The organism is Acetobacter sp. (assembly GCF_047721705.1).
Taxonomy (GTDB): Bacteria; Pseudomonadota; Alphaproteobacteria; order Acetobacterales; family Acetobacteraceae; genus Acetobacter.
Genome location: NZ_JBDNXK010000062.1, coordinates 1 through 20,304 on the forward strand (window position 1 = coordinate 1; position 20,304 = coordinate 20,304).

The 20,304-nt window shown below is 54.2% G+C and carries 16 protein-coding genes and 1 pseudogene; 9 read left to right on the plus strand and 8 right to left on the minus strand.

All coding sequences use genetic code 11. The features are described from left to right. The first annotated feature begins 601 nt into the window (after window positions 1-601). The gene (locus ABF824_RS11145; RefSeq protein ID WP_415488993.1) at window positions 602-2,899 is read left to right on the plus strand and encodes a TonB-dependent receptor; all 2,298 of its coding nucleotides are present in this window, start codon (window positions 602-604) and stop codon (window positions 2,897-2,899) included. Between the two features lie 206 nt (window positions 2,900-3,105). On the opposite strand, the gene ABF824_RS11150 is transcribed toward ABF824_RS11145, so the two are convergent. Next, window positions 3,106-3,924, minus strand: coding sequence for an AraC family transcriptional regulator (locus tag ABF824_RS11150; RefSeq protein ID WP_415488995.1), 819 nt, complete (start codon window positions 3,922-3,924; stop codon window positions 3,106-3,108). Between the two features lie 101 nt (window positions 3,925-4,025). Here ABF824_RS11150 and ABF824_RS11155 point away from each other — a divergent pair, with 101 nt between their 5' ends. The 3 genes from ABF824_RS11155 (at window position 4,026) to ABF824_RS11165 (ending at window position 6,307) form a co-directional block, all read left to right on the plus strand. Further along, complete coding sequence (locus ABF824_RS11155) at window positions 4,026-4,412, plus strand: nuclear transport factor 2 family protein (RefSeq protein WP_415489023.1); 387 nt, start codon at window positions 4,026-4,028, stop codon at window positions 4,410-4,412. A gap of 453 nt (window positions 4,413-4,865) precedes the next feature. Continuing rightward, the gene (locus ABF824_RS11160) at window positions 4,866-5,120 is read left to right on the plus strand and encodes a hypothetical protein (RefSeq protein WP_415488997.1); all 255 of its coding nucleotides are present in this window, start codon (window positions 4,866-4,868) and stop codon (window positions 5,118-5,120) included. After that, window positions 5,117-6,307: a glycosyltransferase gene (locus ABF824_RS11165; protein ID WP_415488999.1), complete on the plus strand. Its 1,191-nt coding sequence runs from the start codon at window positions 5,117-5,119 to the stop codon at window positions 6,305-6,307. The genes ABF824_RS11160 and ABF824_RS11165 overlap by 4 nt, the downstream gene beginning before the upstream one ends. Here ABF824_RS11165 and ABF824_RS11170 read toward each other — a convergent pair. The 6 genes from ABF824_RS11170 to ABF824_RS11195 form a co-directional block, all read right to left on the minus strand. After that, window positions 6,219-6,809: a class I SAM-dependent DNA methyltransferase gene (locus ABF824_RS11170; protein WP_415489001.1), complete on the minus strand. Its 591-nt coding sequence runs from the start codon at window positions 6,807-6,809 to the stop codon at window positions 6,219-6,221. The genes ABF824_RS11165 and ABF824_RS11170 overlap by 89 nt on opposite strands. Continuing rightward, entirely contained in the window at window positions 6,806-7,537 is a 732-nt protein-coding gene (locus ABF824_RS11175) for a PIG-L deacetylase family protein (protein ID WP_415489003.1), read from the minus strand. Before ABF824_RS11175 ends, ABF824_RS11170 begins: the two co-directional genes overlap by 4 nt. Then, window positions 7,534-8,670, minus strand: a complete 1,137-nt coding sequence (locus ABF824_RS11180) for an acyl-CoA dehydrogenase (RefSeq protein WP_415489005.1) — start codon at window positions 8,668-8,670, stop codon at window positions 7,534-7,536. Before ABF824_RS11180 ends, ABF824_RS11175 begins: the two co-directional genes overlap by 4 nt. Before the next feature lie 212 nt (window positions 8,671-8,882). Further along, complete coding sequence (locus ABF824_RS11185) at window positions 8,883-10,274, minus strand: efflux transporter outer membrane subunit (protein ID WP_415489007.1); 1,392 nt, start codon at window positions 10,272-10,274, stop codon at window positions 8,883-8,885. A 16-nt stretch (window positions 10,275-10,290) separates the two neighbouring features. Next, complete coding sequence (locus tag ABF824_RS11190) at window positions 10,291-11,460, minus strand: efflux RND transporter periplasmic adaptor subunit (RefSeq protein ID WP_415489009.1); 1,170 nt, start codon at window positions 11,458-11,460, stop codon at window positions 10,291-10,293. Continuing rightward, window positions 11,453-14,617: an efflux RND transporter permease subunit gene (locus ABF824_RS11195; protein ID WP_415489011.1), complete on the minus strand. Its 3,165-nt coding sequence runs from the start codon at window positions 14,615-14,617 to the stop codon at window positions 11,453-11,455. The genes ABF824_RS11190 and ABF824_RS11195 overlap by 8 nt, the downstream gene beginning before the upstream one ends. A gap of 266 nt (window positions 14,618-14,883) precedes the next feature. Between ABF824_RS11195 and ABF824_RS11200 the strand changes: the two genes are divergently transcribed. The 5 genes from ABF824_RS11200 to ABF824_RS11220 are packed head-to-tail and all read left to right on the plus strand — an operon-like array spanning window position 14,884 to window position 19,830. Further along, complete coding sequence (locus ABF824_RS11200) at window positions 14,884-16,260, plus strand: PLP-dependent aminotransferase family protein (RefSeq protein WP_415489013.1); 1,377 nt, start codon at window positions 14,884-14,886, stop codon at window positions 16,258-16,260. 51 nt (window positions 16,261-16,311) lie between these two features. After that, on the plus strand, window positions 16,312-16,626 hold the full coding sequence (locus ABF824_RS11205) for a putative quinol monooxygenase (RefSeq protein WP_415489015.1): 315 nt from the start codon (window positions 16,312-16,314) through the stop codon (window positions 16,624-16,626). Window positions 16,627-16,644: 18 nt separating this feature from the next. Next, entirely contained in the window at window positions 16,645-17,847 is a 1,203-nt protein-coding gene (locus ABF824_RS11210; RefSeq protein ID WP_415489017.1) for a Tm-1-like ATP-binding domain-containing protein, read from the plus strand. 2 nt (window positions 17,848-17,849) lie between these two features. Next, entirely contained in the window at window positions 17,850-18,680 is an 831-nt protein-coding gene (locus ABF824_RS11215; protein WP_415489019.1) for a phosphoenolpyruvate hydrolase family protein, read from the plus strand. A gap of 25 nt (window positions 18,681-18,705) precedes the next feature. Further along, window positions 18,706-19,830 (plus strand): SMP-30/gluconolactonase/LRE family protein, encoded by a 1,125-nt coding sequence (locus ABF824_RS11220; protein WP_415489021.1) that lies wholly within the window; start codon window positions 18,706-18,708, stop codon window positions 19,828-19,830. 213 nt (window positions 19,831-20,043) lie between these two features. On the opposite strand, the pseudogene ABF824_RS11225 reads toward ABF824_RS11220, so the two are convergent. After that, window positions 20,044-20,207: pseudogene (locus ABF824_RS11225) on the minus strand (IS5/IS1182 family transposase); the annotation flags it as partial. Window positions 20,208-20,304: the final 97 nt, after the last annotated feature.

Genomic DNA, 20,304 nt, shown 5'->3' on the forward strand with positions numbered 1-20,304 from the left:
CTATTAAATAAAAACTACATTTTACAATATAATGACACAGAAAATGTATGGTTGTCGCTGACAAAGATCGAATCGTTTCAATCTTTCCTGCACCCATCTTCTGACCTTCCAAGGACGTACTGGAGTATGGTAACAGCGAAATCCGTTCAGGTATCAAAACACGGTTATGTGCATCGACCGTAAGCTGGCCTTATGCTTGCTACCAAGAAAAAATATATTCCGATATCGAACTAAAAAATCTAAAAAAGCTCACAGATATTGATCCCGTACACGCAATGAGAAAACCATGAATACCTCTCTGCAAAATATGTCCGCCAACCGCATCTACGCCTCTGATCTTTCCGGAATCAGACTAATTTAAATATCTCTCATTCTCAGAAAACTTATTTCATAAAAAGAAAATATCTCAATAAAAGACAAAGAACAGACCATTAACACACTGAAGAAACTCTCCCGCCCCTCTGCCTTACAGAACAACCGGACAAGAATGATCTGACACCAGAAGCTCAACAAGAAGTTTACAACCCCGCAATCCGCAACAAACAACGGGTCCCTCACAAACCAGAAATCGGCCCCCGCAGGAATGAAATAGGAATATCTCATGAAATCATATTTTTTACGTCATTCCTCCCGTTTTCTGGCGACGGTCCCAGTATATATTGCGTTGCCGACTCTGCATTGCATGCTTCTGACCTCAACATCTTCACTGGCAGCAACGGTGACGAGCCACTCCCAATCAGTTGCTACAGGCCATACAAGCAATCCCTCCAAGGCCCGTCACTCGAAAGCAATTGCGCATAAAGGCGAGGCTGAACAAATAACAGTAACCCGCTCCCATGCGCAGCGTCATCTGTCCACCCCCGGCACTGTCAATGTCATCAGTGGACAGGAACTGCGGTCGCTTCATCTTGAAAGCCCGAAAGATATTGCATCCTTTACGCCAGGTGTGACGGCAACAAACGCTGTATCCGGCTCGGCTCCGATTTTTTCCATTCGTGGTGTAGGCTTGGATGACTATGTCGGCACCAATATGGGTGGAATCGGTATTTATCTGGATGGCGTGTTTGCTCCTTTTCCCGTATTCTATACGGGGCAGATGCTTGATATCGACCGCGTCGCCACGGAAAAAGGCCCACAAGGCTTTGACATGGGTCGCAGCACCACTGGTGGCAGCATCAATATCCAGTCAGTAAAACCCTCTGATAAATTCGGTGGTTATGCGGAATGGGGTTATAGCAGCTATAATACTAATCGCGGTCGTTTCGCCATCAATACGCCTATCACCAGCAAGATATCCAATCGACTGGCTTTCAACTACGTAAAAGGCGATGGGTGGCAGAAAGATATCAATACCAGCAAGCGCTATGGTGCGCAGGACCTTCTGGCAATCCGTAATCTGACCAAATTTGAGATGGATGACACATCGTCAGTGCTGCTCAACCTGCATTACACACGTGACAAAGGCACCTCCACTTCTCCGCAGGATCTGGGACCGGTGTCCAAAGGTGATACAGGCATGCATCCGGCAGCCAATGCCGTAAGCGTAGGCAACACATCTGGGCAAAGAAACGAAAATGGTGGCGGTCTTTCTGTCAATTATACTAAAGAGTTCAATTTCGGAACATTCTCATCCACGACGGCGATCGATTTCTATCGTCGCGATGATACCGATAATTATGATGGCTCAGCCCTGCACATTTCCGATTACAGATGGAATGACACAGCCATTGTACAGTCCCACGACATGCATTTGCGTATGAATCTGGCAAAGATCTTCCATCTTACCGTTGGTGTTTTCGAATCTTACGACAAGATTGACGGCGACTATACCAGCCTGCGTCTGCAATCGAGCAGCGCGATCAATTTGAACAATCACTTTTCGCAGCAGAACCTATCCACAGGCGTTTACGTCAATACAGTAACCAACATAACCAAAAAACTGGATTTCATCGCCTCGGGTCGTTTCTCTTATGATGAGCGTGGCTTTAACGGTGGTTCCCGATATTCGGCCATCGCTGCCGACAGCCCTAGACTTTTCGCCCCTTACTATGCGCAGGTCGGCGACGCCCTAACCGGTGTGAATGCTCGCCATGAGTATCATCGCTTCACCGGTCGTGTGGGGCTACGCTACAAGATTGCTCCAGATACTTACGCCTACGGCACAATTTCAAACGGATATAAGGCAGGCTCGTATTTTGCGGCCCCCGTTCTGGCGGCTGGCGCCCTTGATTACGTCAAGCCGGAAAATCTGATCGCTTATGAAATCGGGATCAAATCCTCCCTCTTCCATAACAAACTTATGGTGGAAGGCTCCCTGTTTGATTACGAATATCATAACCGTCAGACACTGTTTTTTGCACCGATTACGCCAACCGCAAACTCCCTGACGCTTGGCACCATTCCTCGTGCACGCACACGTGGTGGTGAACTTTCCACAACATTCCACAACCTTGTACCCAACCTCGATCTCCGTGGATCTTTTGCCTATCTTGATGCACGAGCCAAAAGTCCGGTCAACTACATCAATGGACTGTCTCTTGATCCACCGGTAACGCGTAATTCGTCCCTCCCCTTTTCTCCTCGTTTCTCATGGAGCGCCGTCACACGCTACAATATCGATGTGGATCGTTATCGCGTGACACTACAGGCCAGTTACACATGGAAAGACAACATGTGGGCAGCGTTGGGCGATAATAATGCCAAGACCAGCAAGATCAGTTCTCTGGGTCTCCGCATGGAATTCGGCCCTCAAACTGGAAAATGGAATGCCGCCGTATACGTTGACAACTTACAGAACAAGAAGGGCAATACCTATTCGTTTACCGGAAGTGACAACAATCGCATCCAGTATATTCAGGCGCCACGCTGGGTTGGATGCGAGCTTCATTACAACTTCTAATGATAATTAGAATTCAGAAACTCGCCCGTGTGTCGTCAGTTAATTCTAATGACAACTACAACTAGGTGCGCTGCCGCGATGCAGGCTCTGGGATCGACTTTATTGGGCAATGGGCTCGGCTTCAGTGATGTCAGCCCCTTGTCCGAACGTCTGGGACAGGCAGCGGTTCTTCCTGCAGCAAGCATCAACGACAGAGATTACCAGTTTCATCTTTGCATTTGATCAGTTGCACTAACGCGGCAGCGTTTGGCATAGGCACTCGGGCTATATCCGGTGCCTTTTCTAAAGGCCGTAGCAAATGCTCCCAAACTTTCATAACCTACAGCGGCAGCGGCATCGGTCACACGCTCACCTCGCGCCAGCCTCTCCTGCGCATGAAGAATACGCAGGCGTTGCCGCCAGACTGAAAACTGCATTCCGGTATCGGCGGTAAAATGCCGAATGAATGACCTTAAAGACATGCCAGCCATATCTGCCCATTCCTGCTGTCCGCGCGGATCAGCGGGAGTGGAGCTAAGGGCTTCTGCTATCCGTTTTAGCCGAGAATCTGCGGGAAAAGGCAGGGAAACAGAATGGCGCGGAATGGACAGAAATTCATCCCAGAAGCTTTCGGCCAGCCGTATGAAGCTATCATACTTCTTTGCTTCTTTTGCATCTTGCGAGAGGCGTTCAATCTGAGCCGTCAATAACCGCGTGCAATCTGCCACAAAAGGCTTGTGTGCAAATGAAGAACACCTTTCAGCAGTAATATACAGGCTCCAGCCTGTGATAGCGCCGTGGGAGCACGCCTCATGAACAAAGCCAGGGGGCAACCAGAGAAACTGTCCGGGTCCGATTAACCAGTAAGAACTTTGGATCATCACGGACATAACACCACTTCCCACCGCGAATATCTGCCCTTTTTCGTGAATATGCGGTTCCGTAGTCCGGCGGTCTGTTTGTTTTATGCAGCGTCCAGACAACCAAGGAGCACCACATGATGAAGCAAGGCCTTCTGGCAAAAAGGAAAACGATTTGGCGTGCATGAGTCGAATTATGGCCTATCAACCGAAGAATGTCGAAAATATCTCTTTTAAAGTCTACTGGTCCAGTCATCCAGAAGGTTCAAAGAGGTTCCATGTCTTCCATAACTCACGAGGAGATTATCCAAGAAATGTTCGCCATATTCACGGATTTTGATTCAACTCCGGATAAACTGCTTGATTTCATGACTCCGGATTACCGGCAATTTGTCGATGGGAACGAAATGACGTTGAGTAACTTTCTCGCCCATACACATGCCTTACGCAATACCCTTAAAGCATTGGAAATAGATATTCAGCATGTCGTATGTGAAGGTGATAAGGCAGCCACTGTTCATGTGGCACGCGCCACACATCTCTCTGGCGAGCTAAGTCGGATCAAGGTGGTGGCTTTTTATCAATTTCGAAATGGCCGCATTTGCCTAGTGGATGAACTAACGCATCTCCTGAAAGGAAGTAAGAAAGACCAAATGCTTGGAGCATTACAATGAGAGAAGCCAGTTAATATGACGGAACGTCCTTTGGGTGATATAGAGACTTCTTCTTTTAAAAACACAAACGAATGATGAATAAGCCTTCCCAAGACGTCTACCTGCTTCACCCAAGAGAACAATAGGAAGCTTTGACAAGGCAACGGACGAGACATTCTGAGCATTACAAATATCTTTTTGTATTGCAAAAAAAATCTCGTAAAAACAAATATTATGTTAACAAGAAATCTTGGAAATAGAATGAGAAAACTCTACCATCGATAAATCTGGAATTTTTACGATTTTACAGAAATAAACCTTTTCTTTCCTTCGCGGTAGCTGGTTTTTTGTTCGCTTTTTCGAAAACCGCTTTTAAAGCCCTTCACATGAGATCCGGGCAAATCGCATCTTATTTAAGTGATCTGAACTCTTGTGGTTCTCAACCATTGATCTGTTTCATCAATGGAGATGAACATGCCTTTCCTTGATATGGCCTTCCCGATCAACCACACAAAATTTCCCATCTTTCCTGCTGAATGGGAATATTCCGATCCATATCCGGATAAACCATGCGCAGAAGATGTTCTAGGCAAATTATACTCTTCGAGAAAGAAAGCTCATCTTCCACACCAAGGCGAGTCTCTGACACTGCCCCATTATCCCGAAAATCTGCCCAATCGAGTGCAAAAGTCATTTGTGTCGTTATTAGTGGTGAGCGTTGGAGAATGACCAACCGACGAGAAGACACACCATTTGCAACAGTTCTCTCTCGCCAGAGCACGCACCATCCTCAACCAGAGCACAGCACTCTTTCGATTTCCGAATCAGATCCGGCATTCCTGCGCAGGCAGTCTTTGTTCTGGAAGAAACAAAGAATTGTGACGATTCCTGTGTGTAACGAAGAAGAACATATAATTCCCTGCCTTCTCGCGCTGGCTGTGCAGAAGCCTCTTCCTGACAGAGTTGTTCTCTGGATCAACAACACGATAGACAGTACTTATGATAAGGCCCTCTCCCTAACTGACAGACTGCCGTTTGAGCTCAAAATTGTCTCGGTTTTTTATGAGCCGTCAGTAGCAAGCGCAGGTATTGCTCGACGCGATGCAATGGCATATGCGGCAAAAACTGCATCACCTGATGCCATTTTACTCACCACAGATGCTGATGGTACAGTCGCCAAAGACTGGATAGAAAATATTCTTGCTGCGTTTATTCGATATCCTGTCGAAGCCGTTTTTGGCCGCGCCCTCCTTCTTCCCAAAGAATACAGAAAGATACCGTTTCATCTTCATGAAGATGAAAAGAAGGAACAGGCTTACGGCGCACTTCTGGACCAGATCAGGCTGTTACTCAATCCAGAACCCCATGATCCATGGCCCCGGCATCTGGAGCATTCAGGCGCCAGCATCGCCGTCACTCATCAGGCATGGAAAAAAGTAGGAGGGATTCCACTTCTTCCTTCGGGAGAAGATCGTCAGTTTTATCGTGCCCTGCGACAGAACGGAATTCCTGTCCGCCATGCACCGGAAGTCAAAGTGTATGTGTCAGCGCGTCTGCAGGGTCGAGCCCACGGAGGCATGGCAGAAACTCTGGCACGACGCCTGATCGCTCAAGACGAATATATCGATGATGCCTTCGAGCCGGTTTCCAGGCACCTGCTGCGTCTTCGGAAAGAACGCGCATACTGGCACGAAAGCCACTCATCTTTTGACGAAAAGCCATATCCAGAACTTCCCACCTTCCCTATCCGTCGCAATGAACTAGCTCTACATCATGAGCGTGCCCTGCGCGTTCTCAACTGCCTCCGTCAGATGACACGCCATCCTTCTACACACAAGACAACCGCTCGATACGATAGCCCTCACCCCGCTCTGCCAGATCAGGCCACCACCTTCTTTCATGACAGTTCCGAATAAAACACTCTGCGGCTTCATCTCCCGTGCAGGGCGTATCGGTTTGTCCAGTCCAGTTAACGATCAGGATATGCCCTGTCGATACAAGGTTCTCCGTGACCATGCCTACCAGACGTCGAATGTCTTCCTGTGCCAGAAAATAAAGGATCTCCGAAATAATGACGAGATCACAACCAGACGCTTCAGTGGTCGGATAATCGGCTGGTAGAAAAGCCTTGAGAAAACTGACATGTTTCTGCATTCGGCATCGGTGCTTGGCGAGAGCAAGAGCTTTTTGCGACACATCGACCGCAAGGAGACGCTCACAGCGTCTTGAAAGTGCCAATGTACTGACACCGATTGCACATCCAAGTTCTAAGGCAAAAGACACAGGAGATGCCGAAAGACATTCCAGAACCTTTTCCAACTTCTGCCGCTCATACAGACTATTTTCAAAATCCCAAGGGTCAGGATTATCTTCAAAAAGGCTTTCAAAGACCTCCGGTTTCCAGCTATCGTTGCTCATGACGCTATGAAGATTTCATACGGCTGAAGCATTTTTTCCAGAAGATGCACGGGCAGAACAAAACCATCCGGATCATCTTTCACGATCAGCCCTCTCTGACTCCTATGCGCCTGCACGGCTTTCCGTTTCCTGTCCAGAAAAGGCTGCACATTGAGACGCCATCCTGTCGGGGCCGTTTCTTGGATTTCCATCTCAGGAGGAAGCGTCAAACCCCAAACAGGATACGCCAGCACTCTAAGCCATGGCAGGAGACTTTTTAGCGTCTGGCCCATGCTCCATACGGCTTCATGGTCACAGTGAGGATCATGCCGCCAAGGGACCAGAACCGTTCTGCAATCATGACGACGAATAATCTTAACGAGATAATGGATGGCGGTATCAAAGTTTTCCCCCTCTGTGGGAACAGCTCCATCCTGCAATCCCATAAACAGCAGCCGCTCAGAGGGAAGACCCAGTATTGCCGCAGCATCCCGGCTTTCTTTTTGCCGTAGCCGGGCAAGAGCCTCTGGTGGCCATGTGGCGGAACGGGGGTGAGATGCAGACCCATCGGACACGATTAACACGATTGGTGGACAGCCATCTCTGACCGCAGTCGCTATAAAGCCTCCACATCCGAGACTTTCATCATCCGGATGCGGAGACAGAATAAGCGAGGTGCCGGGCGCAATCGTATTGAGCGACGCAACTGGAAATCGGGCAAAATGCTCAAGTGTTTCCTTGATTTTCATGCGTGTACATCCGACCAGTCATAGCTGACAAACCATGCAGCGGCATCGGTCAGAGTCTCATCCGGAGCCGGTTGCCTGAGATAGGTTGCCAGATCCCGCATGACCTGCTCCACCGCTCTCCCTTTCACAAAAGCTGAAAGACCCAATCCTCTCTGCACAAGCGTGATCAGTTCCAGAGCCGCCCGTTCAACAGCAAGTCTTGCCAGATTGACAGTTGCCGCCACTTCTTCCGGTTGCATGTCTGAACCGGCACATGCCGCCCAAGCGGCTTCCTCAACCCACATGGCGGCCGTTTTCTGGAGAATAAGCGCTTCTCCAATCCGACATAGCTGGTGCGGATTATCTGCCCGTCCCCGTGCTATCAGTTCTTCCCTGAACAGATCCACCAAGCGATCCATGCCACCAAGAGCAACTGCCGATCCCCGCCATGCTCCCGCGCAAAATTCGGGTTGCCGTAGATAATCGCCTGGAGAACCCAGAATATCTTCAGAAACAATTGGGAGATCCGTAAAATCATAAGCTCCCGTTCCACTTGCCTGCATGCCACTCAGCTTGCCCGGCCCTACTCGCCTGCGATCAGCGTCAGTGGTCGGAACCAGCGCCATGACGGACGCTCCCTCCTCGGTGGTAGCCGTTATCAACGCCAGACCGACCTCACTGATCCCGCTGGCAAATCCCTTGATCCCGAAAAGCCTGTATCCCTCTCCCTTCTTCCTTATCGTCACAAAAGGATTACCATCCGTAACCCAGATACCAGCCAGAACGCCTTCCTTAAGGATGCGGCTCAGCGTGTGACGCTGCTCTCTGGTGCCATACAGTCCTACAAGGCGGACAACATTCACATGTCCTTCCAGACAGCGCCCCAAAGACAGGTTCAGATATCCGGTTCGCCGTAAAAGCGTTAGAAGAATACTATATCCTTCAGGCGAGCAGGCCACTCCAAGACCACCTTCCTCAGCCCAAAGAAGAGCATCCAGCGCTCCGATTTCCCGCAGGGACTTCAGGAGTTCAGTAGGAAACTGATTTTCTGAAGAGCTGAGCGGTCTGGCCTTCCAGTCCTCGAACAACTGTGTCAGTCTGCTCCGAAAGGCGAAAAGACCTCCATCAGAAATACTCTGACCCAAATTCGCCATATCCAGCATCCTTGCGTGCGCTTCATACCAGTGAACGTCCAACAGCCCGTGATGGATGCACATTAAAAAAGCGCGTGAATTGCAGGATTACGTGATAGGCGCCGGTCATTCAGCCTTGCGATACGCAGCCCACATACCCTCCACGAAGGAAAAATAAAGTTCGCTGCACCACACACCAGGAAGCAAGACAGAAACGCGCGAACAACGGAGATCTATTCTCCCTTCATTCCCTCATGCTCACCCCAGCCCCCTCCCAGAGCCCGCACAAGGTCAATGCCACTTACGAGACGCCGCGTATTGACCGTAATCAGGTCTTCACGCGCCTGAAGTTCTGCTGTCTGGGCAATAACAACCTGTAGATAATCAACGGCTCCTTCGCGATATTGAATACTGGCCAGATGGTCGGTGCGCGTCGCCGCCGTCACTCCTTCTTCCTGCCGCGCGGCGGCATCAGCCAGATGGTTGAGTAGCGCAAGCTGGTCCTCAACCTCACGGAAAGCCGTCAGTGCCGTCTGCCGGTAACTGGCTGCTGCCTGAGCATATTCCGCGTGTGTAAGGGCCAGATTGGCGAATCTCCGCCCACCATCAAATATGGCCAGTGTGGCCAGCGCCGGACCAAACGCCCATACACCGGTCCCGGCTGACGCCAGCATACGGGTCGTGGTTTCCGAACCGCCCATCGCTCCAAGCGTGATGTTGGGAAAGAAGGCTGCTCTCGCCACCCCGATCCGCGCATTGGCCGCCGCCATGTGCCGCTCCGCCGACGCGACATCCGGCCTGCGTTCCAGCAGGTGAGCAGGCGCGGTGATGGGAATGAGCGGCACGGGCGTCAGCTCATCTCTCGGCGGAATGGAAAAGGTTGAAGGCTGCTCACCAATCAGCACGGCAATGGCATGTTCCACCAGTGCGCGGTCCGCCACCTGCTGCTCCAGTTGGGATTGCGTCGTAGTCAACTGGGTGCGTGCGCGACCTACATCCAGTTCATTCGACGCCCCGCCCACAAAGCGCTTTGTGGTCAGGTCCAGCGCTGCGGAATAGGCCGCTATGGTCTTTCGCAAGAGGCTGACACGGGCATCCAGACCGCGCAGCTGGAAATAATCGTCGCCCAGTTCGCCTTCCAGACTGAGACGGAGTGACGCCAGATCGGCCGCACTGGCTTGCGCATTGGCCCGCGCCGCCCTGACCAGATTACGGATGCGCCCCCAGATATCCGGCTCCCATGAAACGGTGCCGCCGGATTCATAGTCGCGGTATTCGTAATAATTTCCAGTAGCGGCAAAGAGCACGCGTTCACGCTGTGCGCTGGCTGATGCATCAATCTGAGGGAAAAAGTCGGCACGCGCCCGCCTGACCAGCGCCCGCGCCTCATCATAGCGCGCCACAGCGGCGGCCAGTTGAGGGTTGCCATGTTCAACCCTGTCCTCCAGCCGGTTCAGATCCTCATCTCCCATGACCGACCACCACGCCCCCCGTTGCGCCGTATCGGCGGGCTGCGCCGGTGTCCACGGTCCGGTTTCCCGGAATGTGGCGGGTATATCGGGCAATGTAGGCTTGTGGTAACGAGGCGACAGATCGCAGCCGCACAGCAGGGCGAGAAGAAACAAGACAGCCCTGCCCCGCTCAGCCATTATGCCTACCCTCACGCGGTTTGACGGGATCCCCATCCCCAATATCATCCGGCGGGTTGGTTATGATTCTATCCTGTAGTGTGAGTCCCGTCACTTCAAGTTCGGTGCCGAAATCGATCAGGATCGAGACGGGCTGTATTTTGGCATGGTCATGCCCGTCCACCAGCGCCACAGTTGTCCCATCCTTGCGAAAAAGCAGGCTGCTGGCGGGAATGCGCACGGTGGGCGGCGCCTGCGGTTCCGGACCGTGAAATGTAAAGGCAATCTGGGCATAGGCCCCGGGTTTAAGAAGATTTTCCCCATTATCATAGATAAGCTGCACCAGCATCGTTCCCGACTGGGAATCAACCGCATCCGAAGAACGGAGCAGATGAGCTTCAAACTGCCGGTTACGGTAATCGGGCACAGTGAAATGCGCCACAAAACCCTCCCGCATCCGTGCGGCATAAGCCTGAGGCACACGCACATAAAGCCGCAGGCGGGTTACGTCCGAGACGGTAAAAAGCGGCTGGCTGGCAGCCGTACCGGCGACGATCAGCGCACCGATATCAGTCGCACGGCTGGTCACCACACCGGTAAAAGGTGCAATGATGCGCTTGAAGGCAGAAAGCGTTTCAAGCCGTTCGACCTCCGCCGCTGCTTCATGCCGCGTGGCCTCGCTGGCTGCCAGATTGCCCCGGCGTTCGTCAGTTTCCTGCTGGGATACAGCGTTTTCAGCATTCAGCCGGTCCCATCGGCGCGATGTAATCCGCGCCAGATCCCGTTGTGCGGTCCGTGTGCCCAAGGCGGCTCTTGCGCCGGCAAGTTGTAGATCAACATCGGGCGTATCGATTTCCGCCAGAAGCTGGCCTGATTCCACTTTCTGTCCGATATCGACATACCATTTCCGTAGGTAGCCATTGGTGCGGGCATAGACCGGAGCGCTGTACCATGCCTGCAGGATACCGGGCAGAACCAGCGTATCAACAGCGTGACCACCCGGATGCACGACCGTCACACTGGGCACCAGTGCCGCAACATTCATCGCATGAAGCTGATGGCGATCATGGATGCGAACGACCGTTCCCACGGCGAGAATGATCCCGAAAACCCCTACTCCAACACGAATGATCCAGCGCAGACGTGGTTTGGGTCCGGAGGGCGCGGCGTGGGTTTCAGCCATGAGCATGCGCCCCGTCGGTTCTATGCCGCGCCCGTCTGTCGTAGATGATGGCGAAGAGTGAAGGCACAAAAAACAGGGAAGCGCAGGTGGCAAAGATCAGGCCGCCAATGACAGCGCGTCCCAGCGGCGCATTCTGTTCCCCGCCTTCACCCAGCCCCAGCGCCATGGGCAGCATGCCGATAACCATGGCCAGCGCCGTCATGATGACAGGTCGCAGGCGGGTGCTGCCCGCGGTCAGGGCTGCCTTGAGCGCATCTCCATGTTCCGCCAACTGGTCGCGGCAGAAGGTGATGACAAGGATGGAGTTGGCCGTCGCCACCCCCATGCACATGATCGCTCCCGTCAAAGCAGGCACGGAAAGCGGGGTGTGCGTTGCGAACAGCATCCAGCATATTCCCGCCAGCGCGCCCGGTAGCGCCAGCACAACGATGCACGGATCGGTCCAGCTCTGAAAATTGATGACAATAAGCAGATAGATCAGAACAATCGCACCCAGCAGACCAAACCCCATGCCGGAAAAGGCGGTGGTCATGGCCTGATACTGCCCGCGCAACGTGACCGTGACGGTTTCCGGCCGGTCATGCTCCAGATGATGCAGAGCCACCTGCACGTCCGAGGCGATGGCTCCTAGATCGCGCCCGTCCCCGCCTGCGAAAACATCGATCAGCGAGCGAATGTTATACTGCGCCTCGACCGGTGAAGTCGTGCCACGCGTGATCGCGCCAAGAGCCCCGAGCACCTGAAGCTGGGTGGTCGAAACTCCGGTTACGGGCAGGCCGATGATATCTGCCAGAGAACTGATCCGGTATTCAGGCATCTGCACCGCGATGGGGTAAGTGACCATGCTGTGCGGGTCCAGCCAGTAAAGCGGTGCGGTCTGCACGGTTCCGGCAATGGAGGTTGCGATGGCGTTGGTGATATCCCCTTCCGTCAGACCAAGCTGGTTGATGCGGGTGCGATCCGCCTCAAAACGCAGTTCGGGATAATGACCGGGCTGCTGGATCCGGGCATCGACCAGACCGTCAATGGGGCGTATGGCGCGCAATATACGCTCTGCAAACTGCCGCGTCTCATCAGGGTTGGGACCGGATATCTGAATGTCGATCGGAGCTGGCGCGCCGAAATTGAGGATTTGCGTCGTGATGTCCGACGGCAGGAAAGCAAAGCTGGCCTCGGGGAATGCTCTGGGCAGTTCGCGACGCAGAAGGCGGATGTACCGCTCGGTCGGGTGATGATTTTCCTTGAGGGCGACAAGGATGTCCCCATCCTGCGGTCCGATGGTGCCTGATGCGTTATAGGCGACATTGATGGCGCTGGTGGGCAGGCCGATATTGTCGGCAATGGAATCAATCTCGCCTGCCGGAACCCTTTGCCGGATCTCCTTCTCGATACGCTGGAACAGAGCCGATGTTTCCTCGATCCGCATGCCTATGGGGCCACGCACATGCAGGGTCATCGTGCCCGCATCGACCTGCGGAAAGAAGTTGCGCCCAAGAAATGGCAGCAGGCCCATGCTCAGCGCGGCAAAACACAGGAAGCCGACCACAAACCGGCCGCGATAGTCCAGAACGCTTCCCAGAAGCGCACTGTAGCGGGCACGCAGCCCTTCGAAACGCCGCTCGAACCCCTGCTGGAAGCGTGTGAAGATATTCTGCTTGGGCTGTTTTTCGTCCTCATGAGGGCGCAGCAAGAACATGGCCATGGTCGGCACGAGCGTGCGTGACAGGATGAAGGACATGGTCATGGCGAACATGACCGACAACGCCATCGGCACGAACAGGAAGCCCGCCACTCCCGGCAGATAGAACATCGGCACAAACACGATGCAGATGCATACGAGGGAAAGAAACGCCGGGACTATGATCTCTCCCGACCCATCCACGATGGCGGTATGGACGTCCTTGCCCATTTCCAGATGACGCTCGATATTCTCGATCGTGACCGTCGCCTCATCCACCAGAATGCCCACGGCCAGCGCAAGGCCGCCCAGTGTCATGACATTCAGCGTCTCGCCCAGCATGGACAGCGCCACAACCGCCCCCATGACCGATAACGGGATGGAAGTCGCCACGATCAGCGTGGACCGCCATGAGCCAAGGAACAGCAGGATCATGAGGCTGGTCAGACCAGCCGCGATCGCTCCTTCGCGCATGACTCCATCCACGGCTGCACGGACAAAAAGCGACTGATCGTTGACGGGCCTGAGTTTAAGTTGCTTGGGCAGGCCGCGTGTCGCATCGGGGATCATCGCTTTGATCCCCTCCACAATGGCGATGGTGGAAGTAGCGCCCGATTTCAGCACGGTCAGGAGCGCGGAACGTTGACCATCCACATGCACCACGTTCTGCTGGGGCGTGGAACCATCCCGCACATGGGCCACATCCCGCACACGCACCACAGCGCCGTTGATCGTGCGCACAGGCAGCATGTTGAGCAGTTCGACCGAAAGCGGCGCATTGTTCAGTCTGAAATTATACTGGTATTCCCCGATTTTTACGAAACCGGCAGGCGTGATCTGTGTCTGGGTGATTAGGGCATTGCCCACATCCTGAGCCGATACGCCACGGGACTGCAACTTGCCGGGGTCGAGATCCATCTGGATCTGGCGCACGCGACCGCCATAGGGGAAAGGCAGGGCCGCGCCCGGCACTGTCACCAGTCGATTGCGGATAAAATTGAAGCCGTAATCATAAAGCTGCTGTTCGGTCATGCCCTCACCCGACAGCGCAAGCTGCACGATCGGCACGGTGGAGGCATTGTAATTCAGGATCAGCGGTGGGGTGGTGCCTACGGGTAACTGGCGCAGAATGGTCTGGGCAATGGCCGTGACCTGTGCGTTCGAGATACGGATATCGGTGCCGGGCTGGAAGAATATCTTTATCACCCCGATGCCCGTCAGCGACTGTCCCTCGATATGCTCGATATTGTTGACCGTCGTGGTCAGCGTGCGCTGGAACGGCAGCACGATGCGCCCGGACATGTCCTGCGGAGAGAGGTTGCTGTAAGTCCAAGCCACCGCAATGACGGGAATACCGATCTCAGGAAAGATATCTTGCGGCGTGCGAATGGCGGAAAGCACACCGGTTATGGCGATAAGGATGGCCATCACAACAAATGTATAGGGACGGGCAAGTGCCAGTAGAACAATTGCATTCATGCCACTATTTTCTATCGATTATGATGCCCTGTGATTCATATGTTGGCAGGCCTTCAGACAACGCCTGTCGCGCTGGCCGGTTTATGACTTAGGGCAGATAATTTTGTATCAGAGTCCAGGATCAGGCTCTGGTCGGTTTCAACCAAAATTGACAATCTTCTGGCTGCACCAAAAATCGTAGGAAGACCTGTTCCTTTATCTCAAGAAATTGCATGCTTGAGACATGCTTCACGTTAAGCCATGTCTTACCAAGACAAAGGAAAACGATGCGTCTTCAGTCGTTATGGGAACCATATCTGACAGAGGGAAATGCTTCTCCGGCTGAAAGATTGGCGGAAGCGGTGGGAAACGACATCCTTTGCGGCAAGCTCAAGGTGGATGAGCGCCTTCCCGCCCATCGCGATCTGGCATGGCGGCTGGGTATCGGCGTCGGGTCCGTAACGCGCGCCTACGCTATTCTGGAGCGGCGCGGGCTTGTGCGCAGCGTGCATGGGCGGGGAATGTTCGTCGCTGTGCGACAGGAAAATCCCGGGACCAGATTCGATCTTGCCACAAACATGCCCCCGCCAATGTTCAGCAACAGGGCGCTGGCCAGCACGCTCACTCGACTGGCAAAACAGGTCGATCCGGATTTATTCAATGTCTATCCACCGGTCGCAGGTCATCTCGAACATCGCCGGATCATGGCACACTGGCTTGCGGGGCTGGGAATCGATGTCGCTCCCGAAGACCTGCTTCTGACGTCCGGCGCCCAGCAGGCGTTGAACGTGGCGCTTAGCGTGATCCGGCCCTCTGTGACGTACGCCATAACGGAGGAACAGACCTACCCCGGCATGCTGGGTGCCATGCGTCAAAGCCGCTTGCCTGTGCATGGGGTCATGATGGATGCGGAAGGCATTCTTCCCACCGCATTGGACAACATTCTGCAACGCAACCGAGGGGAACGCGCCGTCGTCTATCTGACGCCGACCATGCATAATCCGACCACGGCCACAATGGAGTTGCAGCGACGGCAGGATATTGCCGCCCTTTGCAAGAAATTCGACGCCTTGATCATCGAAGACGGGGTCTATGTTGCCGAACGCGATCCTTCGCGACCATCCCTCATGGAACTGGCTCCGGAACGCACCTTTCATGTCAGCAGCCTGTCAAAGATTCTAAGTCCGGGATTACGCATCGGTGCACTGCTTCCGCCAGCCTGCCATATGGAAGACTGCCTGCCAGCGCTACTTGCCTCCTCATTGATGATCGCACCACTTTCCTATGCCATGATGGCGCAGTGGATGGAGGATGGAACAGCAGAAAGCGTACGAAACGCGCTCCATCGCGAGGCTCTTCGCCGTCAGGAACTGGTGGTTTCCAATCTGCCTGAAGCCGTCAAACCCCGTTATCACGCCTTCCATGCATGGCTCCCCATGCCCGCAGAACAGGCGGCCCGCGTGACTGAGCACGCACGTCATCTCGGCGTCTCTCTTCCTGCTGCAACGTCTTTTCAGGCAATGGATGCACCCAGCAATACAGGTATCCGTCTCGCTTTGGGGAATGTGCCGTTTCGAAAACAGCCCGAAGCTCTCAAACGTGTCCGGTCGGCTTGTCTTCTTGCTGAGGAAAAAGTGTCACGTGACACTATACCGATATACTGAAAGTGTCTCTTTCGGTTAGGCTTCCGCCAGATCAATGGTTGGAAGAAGACAATGCGCGAGAGTTTTCAAGGCATTACAGTCGTCGCCTCCTTTCATCTCAAAAAAGACCATCTCGAAGAGGTTCTGCCCGTTGTCGCTGCGTGCATCAAAGCATCGCAGCAGGAAGCGACCAATTTTTCCTATATTTGCCGCCGCGATCTGAATGATCCCCTGCATTTCGTGTTCACCGAGCAGTGGCAAAGCGTGGCAGCTATCCAAGACCACGAGCAGCAACCGCATTTTCTCGCCATGAAGGCCGCCCTTGAAAAAGGCATGGAGGGGTCATTGAGTGTGACTCTCCTCGAAAACGTCGCCGCCTTCTCCTGAATGCAGGTGACGCGGATCATGACACCGCATGTCTATCTTCTCGGAACGGCTGATACGAAATCCGACGAACTGATCTATCTGCGTTCCGTTCTTGCAGAAAATGGCGTCCAGACCCTGATCGTGGACGTCAGCACGAGCAGGTTGTCCGTACCTGCGGATATATCGGCACAAACTGTCGCCGCATGTCATCCCGATGGTGCGGCAGCCGTTTTCTGCGGAGATCGTGGGCGCGCGATTACCGCCATGTCCGAGGCGCTCGAACGGTTTCTGCCGGGGCGCACCGATCTGGCCGGAGTGATCGGCATTGGTGGATCGGGAGGCACGGCCATTGTCGCGCCCGCTTTGCAGGCTCTCCCGATCGGGTTGCCGAAAATCCTTATTTCCACCGTAGCTTCCGGCAATATCGAGCCTTATGTGGGCGAGTCCGATATCGCGATGATTTATTCCGTTGTGGATCTGCAGGGGCTGAACCGCATTTCCCGGGCGGTTCTCGCCAACGCAGCCAACGCTATGGCGGGTATGATCCGCCACCGATACACCCTTCCTCCGGAAAGCCGTCCGGCTATTGGCATCACCATGTTCGGCGTGACCACACCATGCGTGACGGAAGCGATACGTGTGCTTGCGCACGATTTCGAATGTTTGGTTTTCCACGCGACGGGGTCTGGCGGAAAATCAATGGAGCATCTTGTCGCGCAGGGCGTCATTCGTGGCGTGCTAGATATCACCACAACGGAATTCTGTGATTTTGTTGCTGGCGGCATCTTCCCCTGTGAAGCCACGCGTCTCGACATCATCGCTCGAACAAAGGTTCCGTATGTAGGAAGTTGCGGCGGTCTCGATATGGTCAATTTCGGCGCTATCGAGACGGTGCCGGAGCGTTATCGTGACCGTGTTTTCGTGCGGCATAATCCGTTTATCACCCTCATGCGCACGACGCCGGAAGAATGTCGGCAGATGGGACGCCTGATCGGCGAGCGTCTCAATCGCTGTGATGGTCCTGTCCGGTTCTTTTATCCGGAAGAAGGGTTTTCACAACTCGACTGCCCTGATCATCCGTTTTACGATCTGGAAGCCGATGAAGCTTTCCGCGATGCGCTTCTTGCGACATTGCAACAGACAGCAGATCGACATTTCATCAGTCTGCCGCTTGCCATGAACGATCCTGCCTTCGCTCAGGCGATGGCGGGAGAACTTATCCAGCTTTTCAAGGAGAATTAAGCATGCCCCGGATTGAACGCAGCGCCATCCTGCACCGCCTGCGCGGACTGATTGAGGAATGTAGACCAATCGTTGGTGGCGGCGCAGGAACCGGTCTGTCGGCAAAATGCGAGGCAGCGGGCGGGATCGACCTGATCGTCATCTATAATTCGGGGCGTTACCGCATGGCCGGACGGGGGTCACTGGCAGGGATTCTGGCCTACGGCAACGCCAACCAGATTGTCATGGACATGGCGCGTGAAGTGCTTCCGGTCGTGCCGAACACACCAGTTCTGGCGGGCGTCAATGGCACCGATCCTTTCGTGGATTTCGACGTTTTCCTCGATGATGTGCGCCGGGTTGGATTTTCCGGCATCCAGAACTTCCCCACGGTCGGGCTGATCGACGGAAACTTCCGCAAAAATCTTGAAGAAACGGGTATGAGCTACAGCCTTGAAGTGGATGTTGTGGCCCGGGCACGGAAGAAAGACCTGCTGACGACACCCTATGTCTTCGATGTCGAGCAGGCGAAGGACATGGCGCGCGCCGGTGCCGATATTCTAGTCGCTCATATGGGGCTGACTGTGGGTGGCAGCATCGGCGCGGAAACGGCTTTCACGCTGGATGATTCCATCAGGCTCATCAACGAGATTTCGGAAGCCGCGAGAAGCGTGCGTGACGATGTGATTCTTCTCTGTCACGGCGGCCCCATCGCGATGCCAGCCGATGCACAGAAAGTGCTGGACGCCTGCCCGAACTGCCATGGGTTCTACGGCGCTTCCAGCATGGAACGTCTGCCGGTTGAGAGCGCCTTGGTCGAACAGACGCGCACCTTCAAGGCCATGACACGGTAACATTTGCCCCACGCAGGAGCTTCCCATGCAGATTTCACGACGCTTCTCTCTTGTCGCTGCCCTAGCTCTTGCGATTGGCGTAGCGAGCCCCGCTGCAAGAGCACAATCCTCTTCCGCGCCCGTGCTGCGGACGGTCTATTCGTCCAATCGCATCATGAATGCGGTGACTACTACTAACGCAGGCCACGTGTTCATGTCGTTTCCCTATTGGGGTGGCGGAGGGCACGGGCCGACGGTGGGGGAATTGCTTCCGGACGGCTCCATGCGACCTTTCCCCGATGCGGCGTGGAATGACTGGGAACAGTCGCGCGACGCGCTGCACAGCTTCGTGCGGGTCAACGCCATCCGCATCGGCCCGGACAGACTGCTCTGGGTCGTGGATTCCGGTGAGGCGAATGTCGGAGGCAAGCCCAATCCCGCCAATGGCGCACCACCAAAACTGGTCGCCTTCGATCCTGCAACCGGACGCCCTGTGCATCTGATCGTGCTGCGGCAGGGAACGACACGATACAGCTACGTGGACGATCTGCGTTTCCATAACGATACGCTGATCCTCACCGATGCGGGTGATCCTGCCCTGATCCTTGTCGATCTTCGCAATGGCGAACAACGGCGTGTTCTGTCCCATCGACAGTGCGTCACCGACGAGCGGCCGATGCGTGCGGAGGGCCATATCCTGATGACGGGCAATCGCGAGGCCCGCGTCCATGCCGACCAGCTTGAAGTGTCGCCGGACGGACAGATACTTTATTTCCAGCCGAGTTCGGGTCCGATGTGGAAAGTCGCAACAGCCGACCTTGAAAATACGTCGCTGACCGATGCCCAGCTCAATGCGCGCGTGAAGTTCTTTTATGACACACCGACAACGGGTGGCACCGCAATTGACGGTGACGGCAATCTTTACGTTTCGGATGTCGATCGTCTGCGTATTTTGAAAATCACACCAGACGGCAAGGCCACAACCTTCATTGCCGATCCGCGCCTCATCTGGGCGGACGCGATGTGGATCACGGCATCCGGCTCATTGTGGATTCCTGCAATCCAGCTCAACCGGACAGCAACGTTCCAGCGCGATGGCGTCTCCCGCGTCAAACTGCCCGTCAGCATCTACGCCGTTGACGCTCGTCTGAAACCTTCTCGTCAATACTGAGTTCATCAGAAGGAGTTCCCATGACACTCGATGTCGCCAACGCCATTCTCCAATGTCGTGCGACCAAGGTCTTTGACGCTGAACACCATGTGCCGAAGGAGGATATGGAGAGCATTCCTGGTCGCAGATGCGAGGACTTGTCCCTTTCTCCTCCATAGCATCCCGGAATCAATCAGCATCAGACTTCCGAATGGAAATCCCCACGGCACCCTAACGCTGCCAGCGGTTGCAGAGCGTCTTGTAGGGGCCATATTCCCGGAGCGCATCATACCAGCGATGCCGTTCCGATTAATGAAGATAATGCTGCTCAGCACGCGGCGATCCTCAACTCGCAGGCTGCCATGGCTTTTCAGGAAAAAGGAGCAAAGACAATCCATCTGTTCGTCTGTCAGCCAAAATACTGGCTGCTCATCTTCGTGTCGCCTAATGGAGCCTGAATGAGATTGCCACCCGCAAATCAGCCAGTTCTTATCC

Excerpts from the sequence above, each read along its gene's own strand:
- ABF824_RS11145 (WP_415488993.1), top strand. The coding sequence starts at position 602 with ATGAAATCATATTTTTTACGTCATTCCTCCCGTTTTCTGGCGACGGTC.
- ABF824_RS11150 (WP_415488995.1), bottom strand. The coding sequence starts at position 3,924 with ATGCACGCCAAATCGTTTTCCTTTTTGCCAGAAGGCCTTGCTTCATCA.
- ABF824_RS11160 (WP_415488997.1), top strand. The coding sequence starts at position 4,866 with ATGCCTTTCCTTGATATGGCCTTCCCGATCAACCACACAAAATTTCCC.
- ABF824_RS11165 (WP_415488999.1), top strand. The coding sequence starts at position 5,117 with ATGACCAACCGACGAGAAGACACACCATTTGCAACAGTTCTCTCTCGC.
- ABF824_RS11170 (WP_415489001.1), bottom strand. The coding sequence starts at position 6,809 with ATGAGCAACGATAGCTGGAAACCGGAGGTCTTTGAAAGCCTTTTTGAA.
- ABF824_RS11175 (WP_415489003.1), bottom strand. The coding sequence starts at position 7,537 with ATGAAAATCAAGGAAACACTTGAGCATTTTGCCCGATTTCCAGTTGCG.
- ABF824_RS11180 (WP_415489005.1), bottom strand. The coding sequence starts at position 8,670 with ATGGCGAATTTGGGTCAGAGTATTTCTGATGGAGGTCTTTTCGCCTTT.
- ABF824_RS11190 (WP_415489009.1), bottom strand. The coding sequence starts at position 11,460 with ATGGCTGAAACCCACGCCGCGCCCTCCGGACCCAAACCACGTCTGCGC.
- ABF824_RS11195 (WP_415489011.1), bottom strand. The coding sequence starts at position 14,617 with ATGAATGCAATTGTTCTACTGGCACTTGCCCGTCCCTATACATTTGTT.
- ABF824_RS11200 (WP_415489013.1), top strand. The coding sequence starts at position 14,884 with ATGCGTCTTCAGTCGTTATGGGAACCATATCTGACAGAGGGAAATGCT.
- ABF824_RS11205 (WP_415489015.1), top strand. The coding sequence starts at position 16,312 with ATGCGCGAGAGTTTTCAAGGCATTACAGTCGTCGCCTCCTTTCATCTC.
- ABF824_RS11210 (WP_415489017.1), top strand. The coding sequence starts at position 16,645 with ATGACACCGCATGTCTATCTTCTCGGAACGGCTGATACGAAATCCGAC.
- ABF824_RS11215 (WP_415489019.1), top strand. The coding sequence starts at position 17,850 with ATGCCCCGGATTGAACGCAGCGCCATCCTGCACCGCCTGCGCGGACTG.
- ABF824_RS11220 (WP_415489021.1), top strand. The coding sequence starts at position 18,706 with ATGCAGATTTCACGACGCTTCTCTCTTGTCGCTGCCCTAGCTCTTGCG.